General features: G+C 64.2%; 14 protein-coding genes and 1 pseudogene. 4 read left to right on the forward strand and 11 right to left on the reverse strand.

The features are described 5' to 3' along the window. Positions 1-12 precede the first annotated feature (12 nt). Positions 13-471: a nuclear transport factor 2 family protein gene (locus tag ACFPZ3_RS13965; RefSeq protein ID WP_379514482.1), complete on the forward strand. Its 459-nt coding sequence runs from the start codon at positions 13-15 to the stop codon at positions 469-471. Here ACFPZ3_RS13965 and ACFPZ3_RS13970 read toward each other — a convergent pair. Together ACFPZ3_RS13970 and ACFPZ3_RS13975 are read right to left on the reverse strand one after the other, a co-directional pair. Next, positions 464-1,732 (reverse strand): ArsB/NhaD family transporter, encoded by a 1,269-nt coding sequence (locus ACFPZ3_RS13970; RefSeq protein ID WP_379514483.1) that lies wholly within the window; start codon positions 1,730-1,732, stop codon positions 464-466. The genes ACFPZ3_RS13965 and ACFPZ3_RS13970 overlap by 8 nt on opposite strands. Positions 1,733-1,834: 102 nt before the next feature. Beyond that, positions 1,835-2,434 (reverse strand): mycothiol-dependent nitroreductase Rv2466c family protein, encoded by a 600-nt coding sequence (locus tag ACFPZ3_RS13975; RefSeq protein WP_379514484.1) that lies wholly within the window; start codon positions 2,432-2,434, stop codon positions 1,835-1,837. Between the two features lie 202 nt (positions 2,435-2,636). Here ACFPZ3_RS13975 and ACFPZ3_RS13980 point away from each other — a divergent pair, with 202 nt between their 5' ends. Both ACFPZ3_RS13980 and ACFPZ3_RS13985 read left to right on the forward strand, forming a co-directional pair. Next, entirely contained in the window at positions 2,637-4,214 is a 1,578-nt protein-coding gene (locus ACFPZ3_RS13980; RefSeq protein ID WP_379514485.1) for a pectate lyase family protein, read from the forward strand. 1,006 nt (positions 4,215-5,220) lie between these two features. Further along, a complete protein-coding gene (locus tag ACFPZ3_RS13985) occupies positions 5,221-5,472 on the forward strand; it encodes a GntR family transcriptional regulator (RefSeq protein WP_379514486.1) in 252 nt (83 codons plus the stop codon). A gap of 116 nt (positions 5,473-5,588) precedes the next feature. On the opposite strand, the gene ACFPZ3_RS13990 is transcribed toward ACFPZ3_RS13985, so the two are convergent. From ACFPZ3_RS13990 to ACFPZ3_RS14005, 4 genes and pseudogenes are all read right to left on the reverse strand, one after another. Continuing rightward, positions 5,589-5,831, reverse strand: coding sequence for a hypothetical protein (locus ACFPZ3_RS13990; protein WP_379514487.1), 243 nt, complete (start codon positions 5,829-5,831; stop codon positions 5,589-5,591). Positions 5,832-5,973: 142 nt separating this feature from the next. Then, positions 5,974-7,176, reverse strand: a complete 1,203-nt coding sequence (locus tag ACFPZ3_RS13995; RefSeq protein WP_379514598.1) for a helix-turn-helix domain-containing protein — start codon at positions 7,174-7,176, stop codon at positions 5,974-5,976. Positions 7,177-8,042: 866 nt separating this feature from the next. Next, positions 8,043-8,330, reverse strand: a pseudogene (locus tag ACFPZ3_RS14000) (transposase); the annotation flags it as partial. Between the two features lie 1,588 nt (positions 8,331-9,918). After that, positions 9,919-10,359, reverse strand: a complete 441-nt coding sequence (locus ACFPZ3_RS14005; RefSeq protein ID WP_379514488.1) for a very short patch repair endonuclease — start codon at positions 10,357-10,359, stop codon at positions 9,919-9,921. 120 nt (positions 10,360-10,479) lie between these two features. Between ACFPZ3_RS14005 and ACFPZ3_RS14010 the strand changes: the two genes are divergently transcribed. After that, on the forward strand, positions 10,480-12,417 hold the full coding sequence (locus ACFPZ3_RS14010) for a DNA translocase FtsK (protein ID WP_379514489.1): 1,938 nt from the start codon (positions 10,480-10,482) through the stop codon (positions 12,415-12,417). On the opposite strand, the gene ACFPZ3_RS14015 is transcribed toward ACFPZ3_RS14010, so the two are convergent. From ACFPZ3_RS14015 to ACFPZ3_RS14035, 5 genes are all read right to left on the reverse strand, one after another. Then, positions 12,398-14,491 (reverse strand): UvrD-helicase domain-containing protein, encoded by a 2,094-nt coding sequence (locus tag ACFPZ3_RS14015; RefSeq protein WP_379514490.1) that lies wholly within the window; start codon positions 14,489-14,491, stop codon positions 12,398-12,400. The genes ACFPZ3_RS14010 and ACFPZ3_RS14015 overlap by 20 nt on opposite strands. Positions 14,492-14,556: 65 nt before the next feature. Next, positions 14,557-16,437, reverse strand: a complete 1,881-nt coding sequence (gene drmB, locus ACFPZ3_RS14020) for a DrmB family protein (protein WP_379514491.1) — start codon at positions 16,435-16,437, stop codon at positions 14,557-14,559. A gap of 1 nt (position 16,438) precedes the next feature. Continuing rightward, positions 16,439-19,639: a helicase-related protein gene (locus ACFPZ3_RS14025; RefSeq protein WP_379514492.1), complete on the reverse strand. Its 3,201-nt coding sequence runs from the start codon at positions 19,637-19,639 to the stop codon at positions 16,439-16,441. After that, positions 19,623-21,530 (reverse strand): UvrD-helicase domain-containing protein, encoded by a 1,908-nt coding sequence (locus ACFPZ3_RS14030; protein WP_379514493.1) that lies wholly within the window; start codon positions 21,528-21,530, stop codon positions 19,623-19,625. The genes ACFPZ3_RS14025 and ACFPZ3_RS14030 overlap by 17 nt, the downstream gene beginning before the upstream one ends. Continuing rightward, complete coding sequence (locus ACFPZ3_RS14035) at positions 21,527-26,197, reverse strand: DEAD/DEAH box helicase (protein ID WP_379514494.1); 4,671 nt, start codon at positions 26,195-26,197, stop codon at positions 21,527-21,529. Before ACFPZ3_RS14035 ends, ACFPZ3_RS14030 begins: the two co-directional genes overlap by 4 nt. Positions 26,198-26,544 lie beyond the last annotated feature (347 nt).

Consider the following 26,544-nt stretch of genomic DNA (forward strand, 5'->3'; position numbering starts at 1 on the left):
GAGGTTCTTTTGATGTCACGCCCGCCCGTCCCGCCGTTCACGGAAGAGAGCGCCCGCGTCAAGGCCCAGGCGGCCGAGGACGCCTGGAACACGTGCGACCCCGACCGCGTCGCGCTCGCCTACACGGAGGACTCCGTCTGGCGAAACCGTGGGGAGTTCCTGACCGGCCGCGACGAGATCCGGGCGTTCCTGCGCCGCAAATGGGACAAAGAGCTGGACTACGCCCTGCGCAAAGAGCTCTGGGCGGTGCTCGGCGACCGCATCGCGGTGCGCTTCCAGTACGAGTCGCGCGACGCCTCCGGCCAGTGGTGGCGCAGTTACGGCAACGAGCAGTGGGAGTTCGACGAGTCGGGCCTGATGCGGCGCAGGGAGGCCAGCATCAACGACGTGCCCATCGAGGAGTCCGAGCGCCGCATCTTCGGCCCGCGCGGCGACGACGAGCGGGGGGTGGACGTGCTGCCGCTCAGGTGAGGTACCGGAACCACAAGTACGGCACCGACAGCGCCACGGTGACGAACGTGACCACGAGGCCGTACCTGGTGAACTGCCAGAAGCTGATCGGGGTGCCGTTGCGGGCGGCGATGCCGAGGACCACGACGTTGGCCGCCGCCCCCACCGCCGTCGCGTTCCCGCCCAGGTCCGCGCCGATGGCCAGGGCCCACCAGAGCACCTGGGCGTGCTCGTTGCCGCCGTTCGCCTGGACGAGGTCGGCGACGATGGGGCTCATGGTGGCGACGTACGGAATGTTGTCGATCACGGCGGACAGCCCCGTCGAGGCCCAGAGCAGCACCATCGTGGTCAGCGCGAGCTGCCCGTGCGTGGCCGCCGCCGCGGCCTCGGAGATCCGCTCGATGACCCCGGTCTCGACCAGCGAGCCGACCATGACGAACAGCCCGGCGAAGAACACCAGCGTCGGCCACTCGACCTCGCGGATGGCCTCCTCGGTCGTCACCTTGGTCGCCGCCACCAGCACCCCCGCGCCGAGCAGCGCGACGACCGAGGGCTCGTAGTGCAGCACGGGATGCAGCACGAACGCCGCCATGACCAGGGCCAGCACGGCCAGCGACTGCCACAGCAACCGGCGGTCCGCGATGGCCTCGCGCTCGTTCAGCGTCATGATCTCGGCGGCCAGGTCGGGGTCGTACCTGAAGGACTTCCTGAACAACCACCGGCACAACACCGCGAACACCGCCACCAGCACAACGATCAGCGGCGCCAGATGCACGAGGAAGTCGTTGAAGCTCAGCCCACCGCGACTGGCGATGATGATGTTCGGCGGATCGCCCACCAGGGTGGCGGTGCCGCCGATGTTGGAGGCCATGGCCTCGGCGATGAGGAACGGCGCCACCGGCAGATCGAGCCGCTCGCACACCAGGAACGTCACCGGCGCGATGAGCAGCACGGTCGTCACGTTGTCCAGCAGCGCCGAGGCGCCCGCCGTGATCAGGATGAGCAACGTCAGCAGCCGGAATGGCCGCCCCCTGGCCCGCTTGGCCGCCCAGATCGCCAGGAACTCGAAGACCCCGGTCTGTTTCAGCACGCCGACGATGACCATCATGCCGAGCAGCAGGAAGATGACATTCCAGTCGATGCCGCTCTCTTCGGAGAAGAACGCGGAACCGGCGTCGGTGGCATGGATCAACAACATGATCCCCGCCCCGCCGAGCGCCGCCGCCACGCGGTGCACCTTCTCGGTGGCGATCAGCGTGTACGCCCCCAGAAAGGCAGCCACCGCCACCCACGCCGTAACCGTCACAGGGAATCAGCAGCGGGCATGGGCGGTGCTCTCCACGGTCGGTGACTGGTTCACCAACGTATCAATCCTGATCCGGCTTCACATCTGGGGCTCCTCGTGGGGCCTGCCCTTCAGCTCGTGAAAACCCGGGGTGCCCGCCACCAGCAGCGTCCCGTCCCACAGGCGGGCGGCCTGCTCGCCGGTGGGCACGCGGGAGACGACGGGGCCGAAGAACACCACCCGCCCGCCGTCCACCGCGACGATCGGGGTGCCCACGTGGTCGCCGCCGATCAGGCCGATGCCCTCGGCGTGCGAGGCACGTACGACATCGTCATAGTCGTTGCCCAGGCCCGCCTCAGCCAGCTCGACCGGCAGCCCGGCGGTGGCCAGCGCGGTGCGCAGATCGCCGATCCAGTCGCCCGTGCCGGTCGTCCACAGCGCTGTGTACAACCGCTCCAGCGCCTGCTGGCCGTGGTCGCGCTGCACGGCCGCGCAGATGCGGACCGGGACCCACAGGTATCCCTCCGGGTCGCCTTCCGGGTCGTCGTCGCGGCCCTCGTTGAGCACCGACAGGCTCATCACGTGCCAGCGCACCTCGACCGGGCGTACCTTCCGCACCTCCATCAGCCAGCGTGCGGTCAGCCAGGTGTACGGGCAGGACGGATCGAACCACATGTCCGCCACAGTCATGATCGCCATCCTATGCACTGCAATCGCTTGCCAGATCTTCTCTTCCCGCTGCAACAAAACTGCACACCAATCCGGTTGACGCGCCTAACAATCGGTTGCATAAAGATGTGAAGCTCGTTCCGTCAGGCATCGCGATTAGACGCGTCTTTCGGTATTCCGCAGAGACAGCACGCAACGCGCCTGGTCGCCCCTCACATCCGGAGGCTCCACGGTGCGCAGCAATACCACGCTCCACCTGGCATGCGCCGCGTTCGGCGCGGCCATCGTCGCGGCGCTCCTGGTCATGCCGAGCGCGTCCGCCGCCACGTTGTTCAGCGACGACTTCCAGGACGGCGACGCGACCGGCTGGTCCCGGTCCGGCGGGAGCTGGTCGGTGGTGACCGACGGCTCCCCGGCCTACCGGCAGTCGGGCACCAGCGCGGACTCCCGAGCCCTGGCCGGCAGCGGCTGGGGAGACCAGGCGGTGCAGGCCCGCGTCAAGCCGATCGCGTTCAACGGCTCGGGCCGGTACGTCGCGGTGCTGGCCAGAGCGCAGAGCACCGGCAACTACTACTTCCTCGGCCTGAGCAACGCGGGCACCGCCATCCTCGGCAAGCGAACGGGCGGCGCCCCCATCACGCTCGCCACCGGCGCGGCCACCGTCACTCCCGGGGCCTGGCACACGGTCCGGCTGGAGGCGTTCGGCACCACATTGCGTGGCTTCGTGAACGACGTGCAGGTGGTATCGGCCACCGACACCTCGTTCAGCTCCGGTCGTGCCGGCCTGGCGGGCTACTACGCCAGCGCGACCTTCGACGACGTGCTGGTGACGGACCTCGGCGGCCCCACCGCCTCACCCACCGTGCCCACCATCCCGCCCGGGAGCTGCCGGCCCTCCGGAACGCCCACCGGCTTCGCCTCGGTGAACGCCTGGAACCAGAACGGCACCACCGGCGGCGTGGGCGGCCCCACGGTCGCGGTGGACACGGCGGCTGAACTGATTGCCGCGATCGGCCAGGAGGGGCCGCTCTCCGTCTGCGTGCTCGGCATGATCACCGTTCCGGCGGGGATGCACAACGTGGCCTCTGACAAGACCATCTTCGGCGTCGGCGCGACCTCCGGCATCACCGGCGGCGGGCTCAACGTCGGCCTGCCTGCGGATGACTCCGTTACCTCGCCGCCCGCGAACGCCGTGCACAACGTCATCATCCGCAACCTGTCGTTCCGTGGTGCCACCGATGACTCGATCAACGTGCAGATGTTCAGCCATCACGTCTGGATCGACCACAACGACCTCGCCGACGGCTACGACGGGCTGATCGACATCAAGCGCGGCTCCTCGTACGTGACCGTCTCGTGGAACCACACCCACGACCACACCAAGAACATGCTGCTCGGCCACGACGACGGCAACGCGGCCCAGGACGTCGGGCGGCTGAAGGTCACCTACCACCACAACTGGTTCGACCGGACACCGCAGCGCAACCCGCGCGTGCGGTTCGGGGAGCCTGTGCATGTGGCCAACAACTACTACGTGTACAACACGGACGTCGGGGTGGCCTGCCAGGCGAACGCCGGCTGCCTGGTCGAGGGGAACTACTTCGAGCGGGTGGAGGAGCCGGTGAGCAACTCGTACGCCGGGCCTGGCGGGCGGTGCGTGGCACGCAACAACGTGTTCGTAGACGAATCCGGCGCTCCTGACTGCAGCGGCACCGTACAGGAGGCGTCGACGTACTACGCGTACACGGTGGAAGACCCGAACACGGTGAAGGCGACGGTCACGACGGGCGCTGGCGTCGGCAAGATCTAACACCCCAGGCCTTCAAGCTCCAAAGCTTGGGCCTGCGCACTGGGGGCGCTTCGCGCTTTGGGGCTCCGGGCTGCGTCCTGTGGGGGAGCCGAACTCCCCCACACCCCCTTGCCGGGGGCCTCCCGGCCCCCGGACCCCCGGCCTGGGCCGAGTTCCGCCCTCTTGTGCCACTGCCCTGTAGCAAGAGCAGCCCAACAGCGCTCAATTGTCGGAAGTGGCTGCCTCGCATGGCGACAGCTCTGGCATGCCGCTCTCCACCCAGGGCGCGGCTCACCGCAGAAAAACATGTGCGGCGGACGCATGAACACCATCGTCTGCCGCACCGCCATCATGCAGCTTCGCCGTTCAGAATCTGCTCGAAGGTCCGCCTTGTGGCAGCGGCCAACGTCCAAGCGGTTTCGTGCACGGCCCGCCTCTTGCGATCTGTACGGCGGATGAAGCTCTGGCCGCCAGCGGCACACAGCTCGTACGTCGTCGTCTGGCAGCCACACGTATGCGAGGCAACTCGGACGTGCCGCGCCCGCGGGGTCGGCTCGTACCATGCCAGCTTGATATGGCCGGCGAGGGGCGGTGTGACATGCGGGCCGTGATAGTCCGGGAGTTCACCTGGAGCACTCATCGGATTCGCCCCTCGAAGATCTCGACGAGGTTCCTGAGCTCTGTGGCGATCCGTGCCATGACAAGCCCGTGGACGTGATCGCTTTCGTTCGGCAGTCGGTAACCGTGCCTCTCCAACACGGATCGCACCTCTGCTGCCAGCAGGGGAGTGAACCGGACATCTGTGATTGCGTTACCCATTAGTCGACCTCCTGCGTTTGAGGGCAGTGACGCGTCCGGGCAAGCATCAGAGCTTGCCGAGTGTGGTTCTGCCGCAAGGACGGGCTCTGATCGAACCTGACTAGGTGAGCTGTAGAGCAGACTACGCGGCCTCACTATCCTTGTCTACCCTTGTCCACTGACAGAGGCTAATGTAAGGGGACGAGAGGGGACTCCTACGGTTCTGGGTATGGAGGATGAGTGGCAGTTTGATCCCACAAGCCCCAAATCGGCACAGATGGCAGCGGAGTTGGAGAGGCGCATACGGGTTGGGGAGTATCCGCCCAAGCACCCCATCTACGAGGTGCGACTTGTGCAGGAGTTCGGGGTGGCCCGTGAGACCGCACGGAAGGCGACGATGATCCTTAGGGAACGTGGACTCATCTTCACCGTGCGCGGGATGGGCAGTTTTGTAGCGGAATCCAGTGAGTGGGGCGAGTAGCCCAGCAAGCCCCCTCCGTTGAACCGGTGTGACACTTGAGGGCAACCCGACCTTGAGTAGCAGAAGCAGGGCGATAACGGATGCTTTCAGCGATGCCGCGGGACGCATGAGGATGGTCACGGCGGACCGCAGTCGCTCGCCGCGCCATACCGGCTCAGAACTGTCACGTGGATGTACGACGGCTGATGGGCGGAGCGGTCGAGCCGTACCTTCTCAACCATGCCGGCGGCGTCCGGCGCAAGCCTGGCGAGCGCCTCCCGTATGCGGCGCTGGGCCAAGTCAGGTTCTGCGGTGACGCCGCAGGATCCCTGCGTGGCGTCCTGGGCCGCCCAGGCATAGAAGGAGTCGTCGCGGTTCATGACGCGACCTCGCGGCTTCGCCTCAGCTGCTTGATAATCATGTAGCGAAGCTATTACCGAGGGTGATGGCACTCCATGGACGCAGTGTCCTTATGGGCGGGGAAATTTCCTGCGCCATGAGGACACGCCGTCCTCATGGCCGTCAAATGCTCAGTGAGTGAGCCAGTGATCGAACCGCCGGAGAAGGGCGGGCGTCCTCCTCACGGATCCCTTCAACGAGATCACGGGCAAGCACCTGGTGGCGGAACCACACAGCCGACTGCGAACGAGCTTCCAGCAGTCGCTCCGCCGCCGTCTTGTAATGACGGGCATCCACATGAGCCTGCGCCACATCCAACAGATGCGCACCCTGCGAAATCCCCTGTAGGTCACCCGGGCGAAGTCGTCCGGCCGCCTTCAACGCCTTGCCGGGCTCGCGCCGCACCGTGTAGGCATGGACGGCCTGCATCGCGGCGCTGGCCGGCCCGAACGAGGTATGAAACACCGGCACTCTTTCCCCAAGGCGCTCGCCAGCGGCGGACGCCATGGAGATGTACTCCGACACATCCCGACCTGCCGCCGCGGCTGGGGCGAGCGCAGTCACCAAAAGATTGCCCCACGCCGCCAGATGTGGCGGCGGCGATGAAAACGACGGTTCGATCCGCGCCGCTATCTCGCCGGCGACCCGCTCCGCTTCGGCAAGTCGGGCCTGATGCAGCAGGAGCCACGAGTAGGTGCCGTGCATGGTCGCCCACAGCAGTTCGTCGTTCCCGCCGTGAGCGGTCACGATCGCCCTCTCCGACGCGATCGCGGCCAAGTCGTTCCGGCCCAACTGCACCAGGAGGTTGGCGCCGAGATCGTACGACTGGGCGAGAACGCGAACAGCGGGAACGCCGAACGCGGAGTGCGCCAGCCTGGACTCGGCGACAAGACCGGGGATGCGTGCGAGGAGGGGCCCGAACTCGCCCGCCCAGTAGGCGTGCCAGGCCGCATCGACAGCGGCCTGCAACTCCTCGACGGGCGTCGGCTCGCCGTCGTACCCGTCGTCGAGGTCGGGCAGGAATGAGGGCGACAGAATGGCATCCCTAAGCGCGAGGACGCTGCCTCCGTCGCGGTCCGTGCCGAGCCGGTCCCGCTTGCCGACCAGGGCACTCAACTCCACGTCCAACGCGTTGGCCAGCTTGATCAGCGATGTGAGCCGGGCGGACTTGCGCACCCCTTGCTCCAGCTTCGCGATGAGGTCGCGCGAGAGATCGGCCGCTTCGGCGAGTTCTTCCTGCTTCATCCCTCGTGCTGTCCGAGCGGCTCGGAGTCGTTCGCCGATCGTGCTGGCGTCGGTCATAGGCTCTGACCCTTCCTGAAGCATCGACACCTTCAGGTTATGGCGCAGGGCCTTTTACATGCCATGGGATCGGAGCAGATCTCCACACCAGGGCGCCAGGAGCCAGGCCATTCCCCTCCCGTGCATCGTGGACTCCTCAGGTTGCGAGCGTTGCCGGCTGACGAGCGATCCGGTGGCATCGACAGGGCGACCAGGCGGGGACGCGGGAAGCTCTGGGTTCTTATCGTTACCCTGGACTTCGGGCCCGACGAGCTCTGGTGGCAATCTGTGGCAGATCAGGTCAAGCGCAGAATCACTGACGGGATCTATCAGGTCGGGATGCCCGTCCCTGGCGGGCCACTACGTCGTGTACTGACAGGTGCCCGCGAAGACGCCAAGCATGCCGAGTAGTTCGTCACTGCGAGGAGTGAGCGCGCCGGCAGCCTGGGCCGGTGGCGAGTGCGCAGCATAGCTCGCCACCTTCCGCCCTTCTGCCGCAGTGACCTTTAATCCAGCTTGAGACTGTCAGTATCGGTCACAATCCCCTCGCGCCAGTCGTTCAGACCACCGGCGACAGCATGCCGGTGATGGCCAGGATGAGCGGTTGAGGTCACTTCAGTCGTGTATGAGTCAGCCCTTTACCCTCTCGCGAGAACGACACAGCCCGGTCTGGCGTTGTGGCACATCGTGGCGGCAGTCAATACCTTCGGCAGAGCCGTTACGTGGTTGCATTTCGGACAGGCCGAGATATCCGATGGCGAGCCACGATTTTCGGCGACATGACAGACGCTGGCAGAGTTGTGGAGTGATGGTCGATTACAGCACACCCGACTCGTTTGACTTCGTCAAATGGCGATGTGCTGATCGACGATGGTTATGGGTGTCTGTGGCATGTATAGTTCGGCTGCGAAGAAGGTTGAGGCGGCCTTGAGAATCTCGTTGACACGGCGGAGTTCGGCGTTCTCCCGGCGAAGTCGCTGCAGCTCGGCTGATTCGGTTATCAGAGGGCTGGGCTGGCTGCCCTCGCCAGCCTGTGCTCGACGAACCCAGGCGCGTAGCGTTTCGGCAGTGCCGATGCCGAGCTTCGCGGCGACCGCCTTGATTGCAGACCATTCGGTCGAGTGGTCCGGCCGCACCTCGGCGACCATATGAATCGCTCGAAGCCGCAGTTCGGGGGGGTAGTGAGGCCTACTTGGCATGAAGATCCTTTCGATAGACATGATTCCACTACTAAGTTGCACAGTTCAGTAGCGGACCTTCTGTTCTGAACACATGACCCTATTAAGGGCCGACTTGGAGCTTTTCTATCTGAAGTCCTCGGAGAGATGGCTTTATAGATAGAAGGATTTCCCTTTCCATGGCGAATCAGAGGGCATCATTCAGGCGACGGTACCTAGGATCCATGCCTTCCTTTTTGCATGCGGCGCCGGGGAAGTTTAGATCCGTACGGGAGTCACGGCTGGGGTCAAGATCTCCCGACGCTGTGGCCAGGCGAACTAGATTATTGTTGCGGCTCGTCATGACGATTGGCCTGGCCGACAGAAGTGACACTTCCCCGCTGAGTCAGTACTCGTCGGACGACAGCTCGGTCCTGCCGCCGCGAATGACAATGCGACTAATGCTTCTCAGGCTATTACCCTGCATGACGTGGATTTCTACATAGAAATCCGGTGGAGAGTCGTCGATGGCCTCGGATTCAGAGATGGCCAATGGTGCCCCCTTCTCCTGTCGCATTAGGGGCGATAATTTCGAACATTTCGGCGCACTATCGAACCTTGAAATCGAAAGCAGGCCAAAGATGGAGGAAATGGTCGCGCCAGGTGGATCGTGGATTACACGGCTGTTCGTCCCGGCATACGGATAAGAGCATGCTCTGGGCTCGCTGTGCCTAGCGCGCGCGATGATCCGATGTGGTTAACGGTAACGGTTTAGGGCGTCACGGCATGACGTGCGGTGGCACGTGTGTCAATGCTGCAGTCGCAACAAACCGCATCGCAAAACGCGCCCTTCCAGCCGCAAATTTTCGCGGCGGGCCCCGAATGGCGTACACAAGAGGCTAGTCGAGAGGGGAGGGATGCGCAAAGGGGATTTGTACTTGCATGAAAGCATTCATGCTAGTTTATGTTGATTAAATCGTTAAGTCGTAAATGTCTCATTCGGATCCCTCTGTCCAATAGATCGGGTATGTGGTTTAAGGATGCGACTGTTCTGTCGGTTCGTGGATTAAGATCTACGAGGGGCGCCGCCGCGGGGGTGCCGGGCAGATATTGCCGACCGCGATCCAGGTCAACCGGGGCGCCGGGAAGTGGGTGGACTGGGGGCATCGCTGAACTCCGCGCCACGGTTTGGGCCGCATTAACGCGCTGCTGAGGCGCCCATACGCCGTGCGTTTCCGCCTCGTACCCTCGGAGGCGGGCAGCGGGATGGCGTGGAGCGATGACACCGGGGAGATGCCCTTAGAGGTTGCTTCCCGCGACAAGTTAACCACCAGGTTCCGACTGTCGGCAGGCGGCTAATAGCGCTCTGGCGCCGAGTCGCTACGGCGGCAGTTCCTGTTCCGCAAGGTTGGCCAAGGCCATCCGGGCGATCAATCGGGTGAAAGGACTCTTCAGCCCTCCACTGTCCCTGAACTGGAGTGGCAGCCAGCCAGTCGGGGATCACCCCTTTTGGTGTGCACCTCTGCTGACCGTTGCAACCTTCCATGTCTCTCTGGAGATAAGGCCGTTGAAGTAAGATATAAATCTTTGAGATCTGCATGTCAAAAGTTGCTTGACAGGGGCGGATCTGTCAAATCCTTGTCTTGTTGCCAGCCACCCGAACCGCCTCAGCAATCAACTCCGCGGCGGGAGAAGGGCTTTCGTGTTCCCAGACGCGGACCACCATCCAACCGGCTTCTCTGAGGAGTCGGTCCGTCTCGGCATCGCGCTCTCTGTTCCTGCGAACCTTCTCAGCCCAGAACTCGGCGTTGGTGGCCGACTTCGTGTGATGGTCGGGGCAGCCGTGCCAGAAGCATCCATCCATGAAGACGGCAACCTTGGCCTTGGTGAAGACGAGATCGGCAGTGCGTCGGATGGCAGGAAGAGGGCGGATGGAGACACGGTAACGAAGACCCAGCGCGTGAACGGCACGCCTCAACGCGAGCTCAGGCCCAGTGTCTCTGCCACGGTTTGACTGCATGCTCTTCCGAACGCCCTCACTGGACGCGCCAGTCGGTCTCTGGACTGCCATGCGACCTACGGTAGCGAGATTCGGCCGTGCTGATTAACGGCTCGGCTCGCCCCGATCACTAAGTCGTGATAGAGCATCGCCATAGCCGTGCGATCGGGACAAGTAAGGGCGGAGTGACGAATGCGAGAGGGGGAGACGCTGGCGGGCCGGTACCGCTTGGTGGGCAAGCTGGGTGCCGGCGGGATGGGTGTGGTGTGGAAAGCCGTCGACCTGCGCCTTGATCGTGAAGTGGCCGTCAAGATCTTTCCCAGTGACATGGATCCGGATCCGCGGCGCGTCGAGCGGTTCCGCGCCGAACCCGTCCTGTGCGGGCGGCTGCAGCATTCGGGCATCGTCGTGGTCCATGACGCCGATGAGGATGAGGGGCGACTCTTCTTCGTGATGGAACTCCTCAACGGCCAGGATCTGCGGAAGGTCATGGCCAAGAGTCTGAACGGCCTTCCGAGCAAGCGCGTAGTGACCATCGGTGCCCGGCTGGCCGAGGCACTGGGCGCCGCGCATGCGAAGAAGGTCATCCACCGCGACATCAAGCCGGCGAACATCATGCTTCTGCTCGGCGACCGACCGAAGATCTGTGACTTCGGTATCGCGAGGGCCGTCGACTCCAAAAAGGCCACGCTTCAGGTGGGCACACCCGCCTATACAGCACCGGAACAGAGTGAGGGTGATCCGGACGAACGCAGCGACCTGTACTCGTTGGGCTGCGTCCTCTACGAGCTGGCCACCGGTGAAGTACCGTTCGACGGGAGCGTTTGGCAGGTGATGCATCGGCATGCCACGGAGCAGCCCAGGCCTCCCAGTGCTATTCGTGCCGATATACCGTCACCTCTGGAGGAGCTCATTCTCCAGCTTCTCGCCAAGAAGCCAGAGGACCGCCCTCAGTCGGCGGACGTGGTCGCCGAGCGCCTACGCGCCATGCGGCAGGAAGGCCGCAAGCCTGGAAAGAAAGTCGATCGGCTTCCCCCCGAGCGCCTGCTGAAATCCAGCGTTGCCGAGCGGAGGCACACCGACGCCGATGACGCCATGGCCAAGGCGATAGATCAGATTCTGAAGAAGGCTCGAGTCGATGCCAAGGTCGCCGGATATACACGTACGGCGCTGTTGACTCGCTTCGAAGTCAGGCTTGGCCCTACGACTCGGGAAGCCGCGGTTCTCGAGTTGGCCCCGCAAATCGTCAAGGCCGCGAAGAACGACGGGGTCCGCCTCGCTCCCATGGGACATTCGACATCGCCGCTGCCGGGTTCTATGGCGGTCGGCGTGGAGGTGCCACACCGGGCACCTGACCTACTCAGCTTGGGCGACATTCTTCGGGAGGCCCCCGACGGCTCGCTACTGGCAGGCCTTGGGCGGGCCCATGATGGAACGCCCGTTTTCCTGAACTTCAACGAGTCGAAACATGTCCTGGTCGGAGGAACCGGTGGACGGTTCGACCCGATCAGGAGCATCGTCGCCTCACTCGCGGTGAAGCACAAACCGAAGCGCTGCCGACTGATCTTGGTCGGCCGATGGAATCAGTTCTTCGACCTTCCCCATGTCGTCCAGGACGCCATGGGGGATCCACTCACGTGGGCGCTTGCCGAGGTCGAGTGTCGTTACAGAGACCTAGAACGGTTGGGATGCCGTGACTTCGAGCAGTTCAACCGCGAGGTGCGTGAGGAGAGGGCGCCCATACCGATCGCCGCACTGGGGGACTTCGAACGGGCGCACCCGAACGTTGTCGTGGTCGTCGATGAGCTGGCGGATGTCGCAGAGGAGGATGCTGTCGTTGAGTTGATCAGGGAGGGACGTGCGGTCGGGTTCCACGTCGTCGCGCGTACAGCCCGACCATTGGAGAGTGTGCTGAGCAGGCGCCTCAAGGGCTACTTCCCCGCGAGGCTGGCCCTTTCCCTCCCCACGGCCGAAGAGAGCACTCGCGTCATCGACCGGGCTGGAGCCGAGGCCCTCGCGGTGGGCAGCGCCCTGTTCATGCCCACGACGAGTGGTGAGCCGCAGGAGATCCGGCTCGCCGCGATCTCCGAGGAGGAGATCGCGGCGATCATCAGTCACTGGCGAGGTTGAGGAACGGGCTTGGTTCCCCGTGCCAGGAGACGTGAAGGCGTTCCCTGGCACGTGTGCTGGCGACGAAGAGCAGGCAGCGCTCCCGCTGAAGGTCGTTGGAGTGAGTGGTCGCGTCCTCTTCCAGGGGAGTGACCGCGTTCGCGTGCGGCAGCTGGTTGGCGCCGGCGCCGATCACGGCGACGCAGCGGAACTCCAGGCCCTTCATACGGTGCATGGTCGTGGCCCGGATATTTCCCTCCACGCCGTCCCTGTCGCGGGAAAGGTAACCGGCATCGATGCCGGCGCGAGTAAGGGCTTCCACCGCCGACTGAGCCAGCATCTCGGAGCGGGCCGCGATGCCGATCTCCTCTGGTCCCACTCCGGCGTCGAGCCACCCTTGCACGACCCCGGCCAGGTGTGTCAGCTCGGCGTTCTTCGTGGGGGCTCCGTAGAGTTCCGGCTCTGCTCCATGGACTTCCGAGCGGCAGCCCGTGAGGCTCGTATGCTGTCCGGTGAGGTCCACGATCGTCTCGCCTGTAAGCATGGCGCAGCTCCAGTTGAGGATCTCCTCGGTGGTCCGATAATTGATCTTCAGCTTGGCCGACCGTCCGGCCAGTTGGATACCGACCGAGCTCAGAGAGACGCGGTTGTCATAGATCCGCTGGTGCGTGTCGTTCGCGATGAACAGGTCATCGGGTCCCTCGGTGACCACGCCTCGGAGGACACGCCAACGTACAGGGTGTAGATCCTGTGCCTCGTCCACGATCACGTGGTCGTACGGCTGAGCGTCCAGCTCGCTCAGCACCCGCGCTGCTTCGACGCAGATCGTCTCGAAGGTGCGGTAGTTGTTGTCCGTCAATTCCTGTTCGAACTCGGCGATCGCCCGCCACACCTTGGCTCGCTGCAGCGGGCCGAGTCGCCGGCCACGCCCGGTCCGGCGCGCGTCGAGATAGGCATCGGAAGACGTGATCCCCTGAGCGAGGACGACCTGTCTCCATTCCTCCTGAAGGAACTTCTCAGAGAAGTCCAAGCTCCGGCGTCGGATGATACGCCGCCAGATCTCCTTCTCTTCCTCTCCATGAATCAGCGCGAACTTACCCACATGTTCGTCGACCAGCCGACGCGCCACCTGATCGACGGTCAGCACGTCGATATGGGAAAGGACCTCGTCGTCGGTTTCCAGTAACCGCAGCGACTCGGCCAGCGAACGGGTCAGCGTCGCGGTGAACGTGGTGAGCAGCACCCGGCCACCCTGCCGAGCGAGGTGCCGGGCACGGTGAAGGGCGACCACCGTCTTGCCGGTGCCGGGCCCCCCGGTCACCTGGGCAGGGCCCGAGTACGTTCGGAGCGCGGCCTCCTTCTGCAGCGGATGCAGGTAGACCCGCCATCTGGCGAAGGGCTTGGCGAACAGCTCCATGAGCTCTTCGGGCCCTTCGACCAGCGCCACTTTGTCCGGCATTCGCTGCGCGGCGGCGACCAGGTCGTCCGGATCGATCGGGCCAGGCGTGACGCCGCCGACGACATCGTTCCAGACCTCTTCGGGGGACATGCCCGCGGCCAGACCGAAGAGCACGTCGTACTGGATCTGGGGAAGTTTGCCGTCCAGCGCCTCGAGCATGGCAACGTCGGTGAGCATCCGGGCGAACTTGAGCATCTGATCGTCGATGCCCAGTCGGGCCATGTCGGCGTCCGAGACATGGCCGAACAGCGGTCGTGCGGTCTCGCTCTGAGTATGCTTCAGTCCCTCAATCGTGTCGGTGATGATCGCATCGTCACGGATCTCCATGTAACCGGTGGCCATGTTCACCGAGACGCGGCGGTGCTTGACCCAGTCATAGGCCTTGTCGTGGGAATCCACGCGAAGCAGCATGAACTCGTCTCCGGACTCGGGAGCCAGGACGATGCCGCGGTATTTGAGGTCGATCCGGATGCTCTTGAACCGTTCGTCACGGATGTTGCTCAGCTTCTCCAAGTGCGTGCCGGCGTGCGCGCTCTGCTCGAACTTGGAGATCGTCTCGACGACCTTCTGCTGGATGGGACGTTCCAGCCGGATGAGGTCCCGCAGGAAGTCCTGGTGGATTCCCAAGCGTGGCACTCGCGCCTCCTCGTGGTCCGACCCCCGGCCCGATCGGTCATGATCGGGCCGGGGGATCACGCTACTCAGTCGCCCTTGTAGAAGAAACCGGCCGAAGGGTCATCCGGTGTACCGATCAACATGGCCCGGTCCAGGAAGACGTTGTTGGTCTCGCAGCTCGTCTCCGCAAGCAGTACGCAGGCGTAGCAGGCGGCCAGGTTGAGGCTGTTGGTTCCGCTGGCTTCGGACTCCATGCACGGCGGGTCCTGCGAACACCATTCGGCGCGGGACAGCGCCGATTCCAGGGTCTCGTAGAGCTTGCGATGCTCTCCCTGGGCGACGACGCCGCCGAGGGAACCGGCGGAGTCGCTGGTCGCGGTGTAGATGAGAAGCCCGGCCATGTCCTTGTCGACATAGAGCCGCTCGCGGAGCGCGGCCGCGGGATAACCACAGTCCAGGCTCCACTCATTGATGAGCACATGTGCGAGGGTGTGCAGGAGGACGTAGCGCGGGGTCACAGGCGACTTGATATCCTCGAGTCGCGCAGTGCTACCGGTCCGTTCCGCGCGCTCGCGCAGGAGCATCGTGTGGTTGTACCAGATCTGCTGGGAGCGCGCCGCAGGGCCGGGCCGCTGCTCCCAGGTCTGCAACGCATTCTCATCGATGGCGAGGAAGACGCCTTCGCCGCTCACCTCGATCGCGGGAAGCCAGTCGACGGTGCCGTTCGCCATGGCGGCACGACGGGTGTCGCCGCCGGCCGGATCGGGCATGGTGACCCGCGTGAAGGATTCGAGTGCTCGTACTTCGCGCAAGCGCTTCACCAACATGGAGCGCTTGATGCCATAGGGCAGCGCGCTTCCGTCTCCGGCCGCCGGCACACACTCGAAGTTCTCGTCGCGGGAGACGATTCTGGTGCCGTCGTAAAGCTGGTTGTACTCCTCGCGCCGCAACTCGTTGGCCGACTCGAGCATCGGCGCGGCCTCGTCAGAGTCCGGCAGGGCGCTCGCCTCGAGTTCGCGCCTACGGTGGATCGCAGCGAGGACCTGCTCCGCTGTGAACCGATCATCATCCATGATGTCGGTCTTCTTGATGGCACTTAGGAGTGCAGAATCGGGCACGCCGTTGTCCAACAGGACACCGAACATGTCATAGTGCGGATTGAGTCGCTGCTGGAGAGATTGCGACCATGGCGGAATCGAAAGAGCCGACCGGGTGATGGCGAACCAGGCGGCCGATGCGCCTCGTTGCAGCGTTCGCGGCGTCGCGGTGCACCCCGGCTCATTGGCATCGCGCCCCAGCCACGGGCGGCGTCCCTTGCACTTGATTCCCAACGCGAACATCGCGCCGCCGCCGAACGCGCCCTCTAAGGATGCTGGACGTACGCCGCACGAACACTTGATCACGACTGACCGGAGGGAAGCGGTCTGGCCGCTGCTCTCCAAGGCGAGCTCATGCTTGACCTTCTCGTTCACGTCCCGGTTGGATTCGCTCTTCTTGTGAACCCATTCGAAGTAGGGAAAGTCGTCCAGGTGCCCGTTCTCGCAGGCGATCACGAATCGTGACGGTGTCAGCGGCTTGTCACATGCGCCGCAGACGCTCTTGCCTGCCGGTGAGCCGAATCTCCTGAACTCCTGGAGCTTCTTGCATGTAGCGCAGGAGTACATCTCCGGGAAAAGACGAACTCTGATCCCGTCCCCGGAAGAAGGCTCGTCCGCCGGAGGAAGTTGAAACCGTGTGACCCGAAGCCAGTGCTGCAGCCTTGGCTCGTAGATCACATCCGACTTCCAGACGTGCTTCCAACTGTCCAGCCCGCTCACGATGTACGACTGGTCCTCGACGGCGACCATCCCGCCCACGCCGTACGTGGTGATGGTCTGCGCTCGTCGCACCGTCCCCAGTGGTGTGCGCGTGATGCCGGTGTCGTCGCTTCGGCCCGTCTGACGAGTCCGTCCACTACGAAGTGCCATTTCATCGCTCCAGGTACAGGTCGGACTCGGCGTCGACGTCGCGGAGGCTCCACAGCGTGGGAAACGCGTCGATGAGATCCGTGTCGGCGTGGGAACAGAGGAGGGCCTCGTTGGAGTTACGCTTCTCGCTCCGGTTGAACCGGGGCCTGGCCTCGTAGACCAGATTCGGATTGTCGTCGACCAGATCGCGCCAGCGGCCGATGATCTCGTTGAGATCCTTCTCGGTACCGGTGGCCTCGTCCTCGTCGACCGCCTTCGCTCTCGCCACTATCAGGTCTTTCAGTTCCTCGATCCGGCTCTCATATGTGTGCACGGCTGCCGCCGCGCCGTTGAGACGGAGTCCCGGGTAGAGGAGTCGGGCCATCCCGACCAGGACGGCATGTAGCGCTCGGTCCCTCGCACGGGGCGAGAACGGCGTGACGCTGGTCGATTCGACCTGTCGGTAGAGCGCGGAGTGGTACGGCACGAAGCTCTCGTAGTGCGAGCGATCCCGGGACCGGTTGGCGTTGTAGAGGATGACGACCAGGCCCGGGTGCTGACGGCCGACGCGGCTGCTGGACTGGATGTACTCCGCCGTGGTCTGCGGTTGACCCATGATCGCCATGAGTCCGAGGCGGTCCACGTCCACACCCACGGAGATCATGTTCGTGGCGAGGACCGTATCGAAGACGCTTTCGTCGGGAAGCACTCGTTCCAGATCCTTGAGCCGCTTCGGGATGTCGCTCGACTTCACGCGACTGGTCAGCTCGGTTAGTTGATCAGCGCGACGCAGTTCGGTGTCGTGTCGCTCGGCCAGAAGCTTGAGCCGGTCCTGGACGTCGTCCAGCACCTGAAGTTCGGCAGCGGCCAGGAGTCGGAGGCTGTTGAAATAGCCGACCAATGTCCAGTACGCGTCCCTGACGGTGTCGGGACCGTCTATTTCCGCGGCATGGTGCAGCAGCGCGGCGTACGCACGAACCAGCAGGGTCGCCTGACTGGTATTGGGCGTGAGAAGGCCGACATAACAGCGAGATGCTTTGTCCTTGGCAGGCGTTTCGACCGCGAACCAGGAATCCCGTGCGTCGAGGCCGGCGGGCGGGAACTGAGCGACATTCCGCGTGAACAGGCGATTGCCCTGTTCCTTGGCACGACGGATGGTCGCGGTCGAGGCGATTACCTTGGGCTGTTCCGCTGCGATGTCGATCGCCGTCTCGTAGAGGCCGGTAAGGCTGCCGAGAGGGCCGGAGATGAGATGGAGTTCGTCCTGGACGATCAGTTCGGGCGGGAGCGTGCCTTCACGGTCCCGGTTGAAGAGAGCCGCCACGTCGGGACGCCACGCGATCTGGGCGAACTTGTCGACGGTCGCGATGATCAGCGTTGGCCGAACTTCGTAGATCTTCTCATCGACCACGTGAACCGGGAGTTCGTGGTGGAAGTCGCACTGCCAATCGGCGCAGAAGATGCGCATCTTGGAACTGGCGACGTCCACTTCATACTCGTCAGGCCCCATGGCGGTGCCGCACCACGGGCAGAATCGGAGCTGGACGGGGTTCTCCTTGTGCAGCTCCCCACCGTCACGAAGCTTCTTCAGACTCGCGGCGGCGTCCTTGAGCTTGTTGGGCGTGGCTGCGGCGCCCACCCACATGCCGATCGAGATGGTCTCTTCGCCCAGCTCCTTGGAAGCGCCACGTCGGATGACCTCCATGGCGCAGATCAGCGCTGCGGCGCGTTCGAACTGCTGAAGGGTCAGCAGACGAAGGGTGTACCGCATGATCGCGGTGACCCCGCCACCCGCCTCGCCCTTGCGGAGCCGGCGCAAAAATACTGTGAACGCGATGATGCCCAGATAGGCCTCGGTCTTGCCACCTCCTGTGGGAAACCACAGGAGGTCCGCGATCTTGCGGTCGTCGTGGCCGGGATCGACGATCCCGGCCATGCAGAGCAGCAAGAAGGCGATCTGGAACGGGCGCCACTTGCCCATTTCGACGTCCGGTGCGCCCCGCTTCTGCCCCTTGATCCAGCTCGTCCTGGCGCGCTGAACGGCCATGGCCTCGTTCGCGTACCGGAACGCGGCCATCACCACCGGGCTGCTTCGGAGCGTTTCGATGCCCGAGTCCATCCGGTCGCAAGCCAGCTCGCACTGCCGGATCTGTTCCCTGGCGGACTCGGCGAAGTCGGTGTTGCCGAGCAGTCTCGATTCCTCGGCGCGTTCCGCGATCCAGGCACGGTATCCGTTCACCAGGTTGCGGAGCGCGGCAAGGATCTCCTCTTCCGGCTTGCGCGCGAAGTCGATCATGCGGAGCGCCGAATCGTCGATCTCCGGGTTGGAGTCGGTCAGCAGCACTTCCTTCGACGGAACGAACTCGCTCCAGATGGCGGCCACGGCAGCCGGCACAGCCTTGACCAGCGCTTCGTCCCGAAGTGCTGGAGGTGTCCAGTTCCAGTTCACCGCGCATCCATGGCCTGCGGCGAAGTTGGGAGCGTAGCGGTAGAGCAGGCGGTTCGTCTTGATCTCCGCCTCGTCCGCGCCGACCGGGACGGGCCGTTCCACGAACGGCTTCGTGTCGTTCTCGCCCGTGACGCGGATTTCCGGCTGGTAGAGACAGTAGGCGTCGCGGATGCCGAACTTCTCGACCTCGTTGACGTTGATCAACGCGACTGTGACGGAGACGGCTCCGCCCTCGGGCCGACGAACCCGTACGCGGAGTTGGGCACCGGGCATGAGGGGTTCTGTGTGCTGAACGGGGGTTGTGACATCCACCGTTAAGGGGTCGAGCTCGAGGACGCGCCGCTGCCAGCGGAGATCCTGCTCCTCGACGGTACGCCGCTCGGCGCGCTGGGCCTTGACCGAACGTCCGGCCTTGTCGATCGGGTCATAGACTGCGGCCGTCACGATGATGGTGATCGTCGGGGACACCGTTGGGTCGACCCCGAAGGTGAGACCCATGGACGACGGGGCCTGGTCATTGGCCAGCGAGACACCCGTGTCGACGACGTCGTCCTTGATTCGCGTCTCAGAGGAAAGGTCCACGTCACGTTCGAGCACTTCCTCCTTCACCTCGGCGGGGTCACGACGCCGGGGGTAGAGGACGCCCGCGACGTACGTCGTGACCGGGGAGTCCGTGAGGATCTCGTCCGGCCCGCCGACCGGGCCGACCATGTCGAGGCGAAGTCGGTCGACGAGGTCGGCGCGAAAGGCGTAATGCTCACTGTGCTTCGACATCGAGTTCCTTCTTGTCCCAGGTGAAGGTGGACAGGCCGACGAGACGCGGCGCGAGCCAGACGCCGTGTTGGTCGAGCCCGGCACGGATACCGGCGGCTTCGTTGCCGGCGACGGTCTCCACGGTGTCGATGCGGACACTGGAGATCAAAGACGGAAATGAGCGGGGAACATAGCTCGGACCCAGCTTGAGGAATCTGTAGAGGTCGCGTCGGAACTTCTCGGAGGCCGTGCCGATCGGCCGTCCCTGATGCTGGATCAGGTAGGGAGGGCTTTCGAGGAGTGCGATCGGCTCCGGGTAGACCCGCTCCAGCTCGACGGCATCTCCAGGGTTTACGGCGGTCGCCAAATAGTCCTGTACGTCTGCGGCATCGGCTTCGAAGTCGACCGAACCCGCCGGATACTCGGTGGTGACGTCGTCCCCTTGAAGTTCGAGACCGTCTCGACGCCAGCGCTGGAAGAAGTACCGCCCCCATCGGTCAGAGACGTCATGGATTCGGATGTGGCGCGTTTCCACAGCCGGGACCAGATAGAGCTCGTCCCGCGCTCGGGTCATCGCCACATAGAGCAACCGGGCTTCTTCCGCGGGATCCTTCTCGACTTTCCCGGATTTGTCCTCCGGGGACTTCTCCCGCAGCGGCCCTGGATCCACGACTAGGACTCGGTCGAACTCCAACCCCTTGGCACGGTGAAAGGAAGAGACCACGAGCCGCGCAGGAGGCTGGGCGATCAGTTCGTCCGGCAATCTGCCGGCGGCGAGCGCGGAGCGGAGTCGGGCCAGGTCCAAGAGTCGGTCGGACCCGCGCCCGGTACCGGTGCGCTGGAGCAATCGCCAGAGGACGTCGGAACCCAAGCCCTCGATCAGGGGCAGATCGCCGATCAACTCATCGAAATTCTCCCGGTTCAGCGACGATCCATGGGAGCGTGCCAAAAGTAGACCCAGCCACATCGGAGCAACGCGATCATGCGCATAACGCCGGAGCCGATGAGGCACGCCGACTGCATGGAGTTGCTCCGAGATCATCAAGGCCTGACCGTTGCTCCGGCAGAGGATCGCGGACGTACCGGAAATACTGGTAAGCGCATCGGCGGCCAGTTCGTCGAACCCGCCGAAGTTCATCACTCCAGTGAGAACCTTGCGGAGTTCGTTGTAGTGGGCTTCGCCGTCCAAATTCCCGGATTCCGAAAGCATGCGCAACCGAGGTCCGAAGTCGAGGGCGGTCTTCGCCTCGTCGGTCCGAGCTCGGAAGTTGTCGGTGAGGCTCAGCTCTGTCAGATCTTCGCCGAAGGTGTTACGAAGCCACTCAAAGAACCGGTTAGTCTCCTGCTTGCGCTCCGACGGATTCTTGACCGTGAATCCATAGATCGACTGGGCAGGGTCGCCGACCACGGTGAACCCGCAGTCGAATCGGTCCAGCAGGACCTCCACCAGCTCTCGCCGGGTGCCGACAAGGTCCTGGACCTCGTCGATGACGACATGGCGGAGGTCGTGCTCATAGAGCTCGTCGGCGAGGTCGTTGGCGATTGCCTGCTGCGCGCCCTCGATACGGGCGTCGAAGGACTTCTCCAGCCAGGAACCCTTGGCGTCCACCCGCATGAGCAGGTCGAGCGCCCAGGAGTCGAAGGTCTGTGCCCGTACATGCCGAGCCGCATCCCCATGCTGAGCGAGCCGGTTCTTAAGCTCCCGCACGGCGGCGCGGGAGAAGGTGAGCACCAGGATTTCCCCGGCGGTCAGGTCTTCCTCGGTGACCAGCCGGTCGAGCCGGCGCACAAGCGTGTGCGTCTTGCCCGCACCGGCCTGTGCGGTCACCAGGGTACGGGCGTAAGCGGGCTGCTCGACGACAGCCAGCTGCTCGGCCGTGAGCGTGGGGGTGCCGTTGTAGGCATCGCTCACTTGGCGCTCCAGAGATATTCGAACTGGGTGAAGGCCAGCTGACGGTCGTAGTTGACGATGTTGTCGGCCACGTCGAGGATCAGGCAGGTCTCCTTGCCGCCGTTCTTCGGGCCACGGAGACCACGCCCGATCATCTGCTGGTAGACGTTCGGGCTGTAGGTAGGCCGCGCCACGATGACCACCTCGGTGGCCGGGGCGTCGAACCCCTGGGCGAGCACGCCGTAGTTGGTCAACACCCGGATCTGCTTCCGCCGAAACCTCTCGATGTGCGTCCGCCGGTCGGCGTCCGGGGTGCCGGAGTCGATCGAGGCGGACTTGATGCCACGGCCGTTGAGCTCGGCGGCCATGAGCTTGGCGTGGTTGACCGACGTGGCGAAGAGCAGCACCGGACTGTCCTCCCGAAGGGCCTGGATCTCCCGGATGAGCGTCTCGTTACGTGCGATGTCGCGTCCCAGCTTCTCCTCGACGGTGGCGGGCAACCTGGCTCCTTCGAAGGCCGTGGCCTGGCGAAGGTCCTCCTCGGAGAGCGCGAGAGTGGAGCCCTGGAGCGCTCTGTGCTCGACCTGCGCCAACACACCCAACTCCTGGAGCTCTGCGTAAGGATCGCCGGTCGTGAAGACCCCCTCGTCGAGGCGGTTTCGCCCATAGCGCTCGACGAGGCGATTGGTCTCGGTCTCGTTGAAGCCGCGGAACGGTGTGGCGGTCAGTCCCAGCAAAGGACGGCTGGTTTCCCTGAAGGTCAGACCCAGCGACGCGAGAATGCGGGTGTAGCGGGGAGTGATCGAGGTGTGGGCCTCATCCACGATCACGAGCGCGGGGTCACGGAGCCACGTGTACTCGGCGGTGTCCATGCAGGCTTCCAGCTTGGCGTCCGTGGCGACGACGAGCTGAGCCGTATCGCCGCTCGGAGCGGCTTCGCGAGTGGACCAAAGACGGTTGATGATCAGCTGTTCTTCTGGGCCGACCTTTGACCAGACGAAGGACCAGCTCTGGACCGCCTGCTCGCAGAGCTCTTCGCTCTGCGCGATCCACAGCACGGGCCGACCGCCGAGTCCACGCTCCTTGATCACCCGGATCACGGCCTCCGCCGCCACACGCGTCTTGCCTGCGCCGGTGGGCAGACACAGCATCGCGCGAGGGGCGTCGTACTTGGTCAGCAACTCGACCGCCTTCCGCGCGAGCCGCTCCTGGTAGTCATGGAGCCGCGGAAAGCGGGTGGGACCGTAGACCTTCTCCAGCGCCGGTAGTGTCTCTCCTCGGGTCCCCGCGTATTCGCCGGGGAAACCGAGATCGTTGACGATGCGCACAGACGCGGCGTCGCCCCGGAACCCGGCCGAGAGCTGGGGGAAGTTGGTCTCGATGTCCTTCCGGTAGATGCGTAGTACTTCCGTCCCATGAGCGTTGTGGGCCAGCTCGGCCATCCGCCGATCGCCTTGGGCGCTGCTGTGGTTGGCCTCGTCGCTCTCGAGCAGACCTTCGGGAAGCCCCTTCTTCAGAGCCTCGACTCCGATGAGCAAAAGCAGTTTCTCCGCCAGGCTCTCGGCCCGGCGTACCTGCTGGATGCGTTCGTTGTTGCGCTCCTGCGCGCGGCGGTCGAGGACGCCTTTGCAGCTTGACGTGCCAATGCCGAGCCGGAGAACATGATCCACGGCGGTGAGCACCTGAAGGTCGTCCGCGGGCATGCGGACGAGTATCTTGCGCTCTTCGGGCAGTTCCGCCGCAGGGATCGACTGAGTGCGCATACCACTTGGAGTCCGAATGATCTCTTCGAGTTCATCGCAGCGAACGGTGGACCAGCCCTCCACCTGAGATCGCCGGAGCATCTTCAAATAGGGAAACTCCTCCAGGAGCGGGACCGCGTCCGCCTGCGCCGCGTAACGAATCTCCCTTTTGATCGCGTTAGAGGGCGCGAGCATGTGCCACGCCTCCCGCATCGTCTCGGCCAGTTCCTCGGTCGGGACGAGCAGGGCCGGCACTCTCTCACGTACGAGCGTGTCGTATTCCGAGGGACTCGAGGTCACCGCGATGTCCTTGTCCTCGATGTCGCTATGCCACTCATCGCCCACACGGCAGCGCGTCATCGCGCCTTCGGGAAAGTCCACGAGGACCTCGAACATCAGGGCATAGACCTTGCCAGGGAACGTGTCCTCGGTAGAGCCGGACGCCTCCCATACGAGTTCATGCCACAGAGTTTCGGGGACCTCGCTCAGGGCCTGCGAAAGCCCCAGCATCGCGGCGACGCTCGGCGCCACATTCGCCACAGGAAGGACATCTCTGTGGCCGGCCAATTCGGGACCGACACAGCGTTTGACCACTCGCAGCCCGCGAGAAGTCTGGAGATACCCGAACTTACGGGTAAGCCACCGAATCGGGGACGGCACAGTCCTGCGACCGGCCACTCCCTTGTTGCCGGCCTGCATGGTCCAGTTCACTACTGCGCCGCCCGACGGAATCGCCTTGAGAAAGGCGGCTCGTCCCTCGGTCGATAGCGCCGTGAACAGATGCAGAGGGCCTGCGGGGGCGCTTCCCTCGAACTGCATACGTGCCAAGGTGGGGCGAGATTCGCTGGCCGGAAGCTTGGTCACGTACTGCTTCCAGTAGACCTCCTTGTACTCCTCGAACCATTCCTCCCCAGTAGGATCCACGTTGGCCACGGGGCCATCACGCAGTCCGAGATCGGCGAGATAAGCCCGGTCGTCCCGGTGGAACTGCATGTCCACTGTGAGGTTCCTGTCGCGGGAGCCGTCCTCGGGAACGACACGGCCGGGGAGGAGACAGTCCCTGATCCGACGGAAGCCCCCACCCAGAGCTTTGACCTTGAGTTCCTTCGCCGTGTTGATGTCGCGGTTCTTGAACGCGGCGTTCACCCCGTTGGGACCGGCCAAGCGCGCCAGTTCCCAGAAGGCGGCCCAGTCACGGTCGGAGTACCCGAAGAAACCACGCTCCACCACCGAGGCGAACCGACCGGCGGGATGCGCTTCGTGGATGCCCAGTAGGTCCAGTGCTCTGGCGATGACGTCCTGGCCGGCGTAGACGCGCTCGTCCACGTAGATCGTGTTGTCGGCCAGACCGTCGGCGGCGGATCGCCGGAAGATCTGTGTGGAGGGAGTGACAAGTCCCAGCGATTCGGTGAGAACGATCCTGGCGCGAAGCGCGTCTTCCACCTGCGGGTGATTGGTCCGCTTCATATCGGCGACGATGAGCACCGCGCGCGCCGACGCCTCGGGAGTCTTGTCGGAGACAAGCGCCTCCAGCCACTCCTTCACCGTGGCGACGGGTGCTGCTGAGTGCTCCAGGATGCGGTTGACGCTGTCCCGGCGGTGCCTGGGGCTCTCCACAGAGTGGTGGACCCAGTTCGTCGGGCGTCCGGAGTGGTCCGCCCACCACTGCAGCCATTCCTGTCGCAGGTCGGCCGGGTGCACCCGGATCTTGGCCGGGGTGTCGAACCTGCCGTTCTGATCAGGGAAGACAGGCTTGTCGGCAGCGAGCTGCCAGATCTTCGCCACCAGCTCCTCGGCCGCCCACTGTGGCTCTTCCCGTCCTCGTGAAGGCACGGAGTCCAGGCAGGCTCCCGGGTCGTCCGGTCGCGCCAACGAGGGGAGGGACGAGACGACCAGATCGGCCACCTCGGCGATCAGTTCTTCGTTGAACCGGTTGTTCGCGTAGAGGTTCTGCCGGTCCTCGCTGGTCTTCCAGGGGGCGTTGACGATCCCCCGAAGAGTCGTGGTGTAGTTCGTCGGGAAGTAGGCCCAGAACTGTCCCCGGTCACGGGTTCGGGTTCCAGCCTCGGGGACCGCCCAGGCGATGTCGATCTCCGGCCTGTCGTGAAGCTCACCGGCCTCCTCCAACGCCGTGGACGATGGCTTGTAGACACGGGTGAAGACTCGCCAGTCGGCGGTCTGTTCCTCCTTCTCCTGCCCTCCGCCATGGGAGGAGATCGCCTGCAGGACGCGGTTCTCACCGTCGACCTTCTGGAAGATCTGCCGTTTGAACGCCCGCCCGGACAGTCGCTTCTCCAGCGTGACGGTCCCGACCTGCGGAGAGAACAGCGAGAACTCCGCCGGGAACTCGTCGATGTCCTTGGCGAGTCGCGCTACGGCAGCCGGTTTCAGGGGCAACCGTACGACGGTCGTGGCCCACGAGAGCAGCTGTTTGAGAATGGGATCCGTAGCCGCGGCGCGGTCCCGGTCGAGAGGACGAGCCATGCGGAGCACCGGTGCCTCCGTGGTCGCGGGCTGGACCCGTTTGATCTCCAGCTCCGCCCACTCCCTGTCGAAGCCGAAACTCTTCTCGTCCTCGCTGCTGAAGAACTCAGGCACGTCGGTGACGCTCAGGACGGACTTCACTCCGACGCCGAACCGACCGATCTGGCCGCCTCGCTTACGCGAAACACCCATTCGCAGAATGGTGTCCGCGCCCTCGGGGGTCATGGCAGTGCCCTGGTTGGCACAGTACAGATGGGTCTCCGTGAGGACCACCGCGATCTCCCCGCCGGGATCGTTCCTCAGCTCGTCGGCACCGTTCTGGACCAGTTCGTAGATCTGACGGTCGCCGTATCCGCCTTCCTTGATCCGGCGCTCGCCGTTGACGTGCTCCTGGATCAGACCGAAATCGATTCTGTAAGTGTCGAGCACGCGCGCGGTCTGCTGGAGGACCACCTCCAGCACAGAGGGGCCATCATTGCTCACAGCAATTGCCTCCCAACGATGGAATGCCAATTGAGGGGGGTAGAGCAGAGGTATGAAATAAATTCAGACACACCAAGGTGACGTTTGGCGATATGGTTTGCCGACCCATTGTTGGGCATGCCGGATACAGTTCGCTGCCGATAAAGCAAGCCTAGCGATAGGGCGAATTTGGGTGTGCTTCGCCCTATTGGAAGCGCCTTGAGAGGGCTCGTCCTTGGTGGGAGTCATATTGCCATATGAGCGACTTGGCCCGCAAGCGTCAAATTACTGGACTTGAAGGGTTGAATGACGCATATGGGGCTAAATAGCCCTTCTCTTGGGCTTGA

The sequence above is a fragment of the Nonomuraea insulae genome (assembly GCF_042656245.1).

Bases quoted from the DNA above. Each gene is read 5' to 3' on its own strand.
- ACFPZ3_RS13965 (WP_379514482.1), top strand. From the start codon at position 13: ATGTCACGCCCGCCCGTCCCGCCGTTCACGGAAGAGAGCGCCCGCGTC.
- ACFPZ3_RS13975 (WP_379514484.1), bottom strand. From the start codon at position 2,434: ATGGCGATCATGACTGTGGCGGACATGTGGTTCGATCCGTCCTGCCCG.
- ACFPZ3_RS13985 (WP_379514486.1), top strand. From the start codon at position 5,221: ATGGAGGATGAGTGGCAGTTTGATCCCACAAGCCCCAAATCGGCACAG.
- ACFPZ3_RS13990 (WP_379514487.1), bottom strand. From the start codon at position 5,831: ATGAACCGCGACGACTCCTTCTATGCCTGGGCGGCCCAGGACGCCACG.
- ACFPZ3_RS13995 (WP_379514598.1), bottom strand. From the start codon at position 7,176: ATGCTTCAGGAAGGGTCAGAGCCTATGACCGACGCCAGCACGATCGGC.
- ACFPZ3_RS14005 (WP_379514488.1), bottom strand. From the start codon at position 10,359: ATGGCAGTCCAGAGACCGACTGGCGCGTCCAGTGAGGGCGTTCGGAAG.
- ACFPZ3_RS14010 (WP_379514489.1), top strand. From the start codon at position 10,480: ATGCGAGAGGGGGAGACGCTGGCGGGCCGGTACCGCTTGGTGGGCAAG.
- drmB (WP_379514491.1), bottom strand. From the start codon at position 16,437: ATGGCACTTCGTAGTGGACGGACTCGTCAGACGGGCCGAAGCGACGAC.
- ACFPZ3_RS14025 (WP_379514492.1), bottom strand. From the start codon at position 19,639: ATGTCGAAGCACAGTGAGCATTACGCCTTTCGCGCCGACCTCGTCGAC.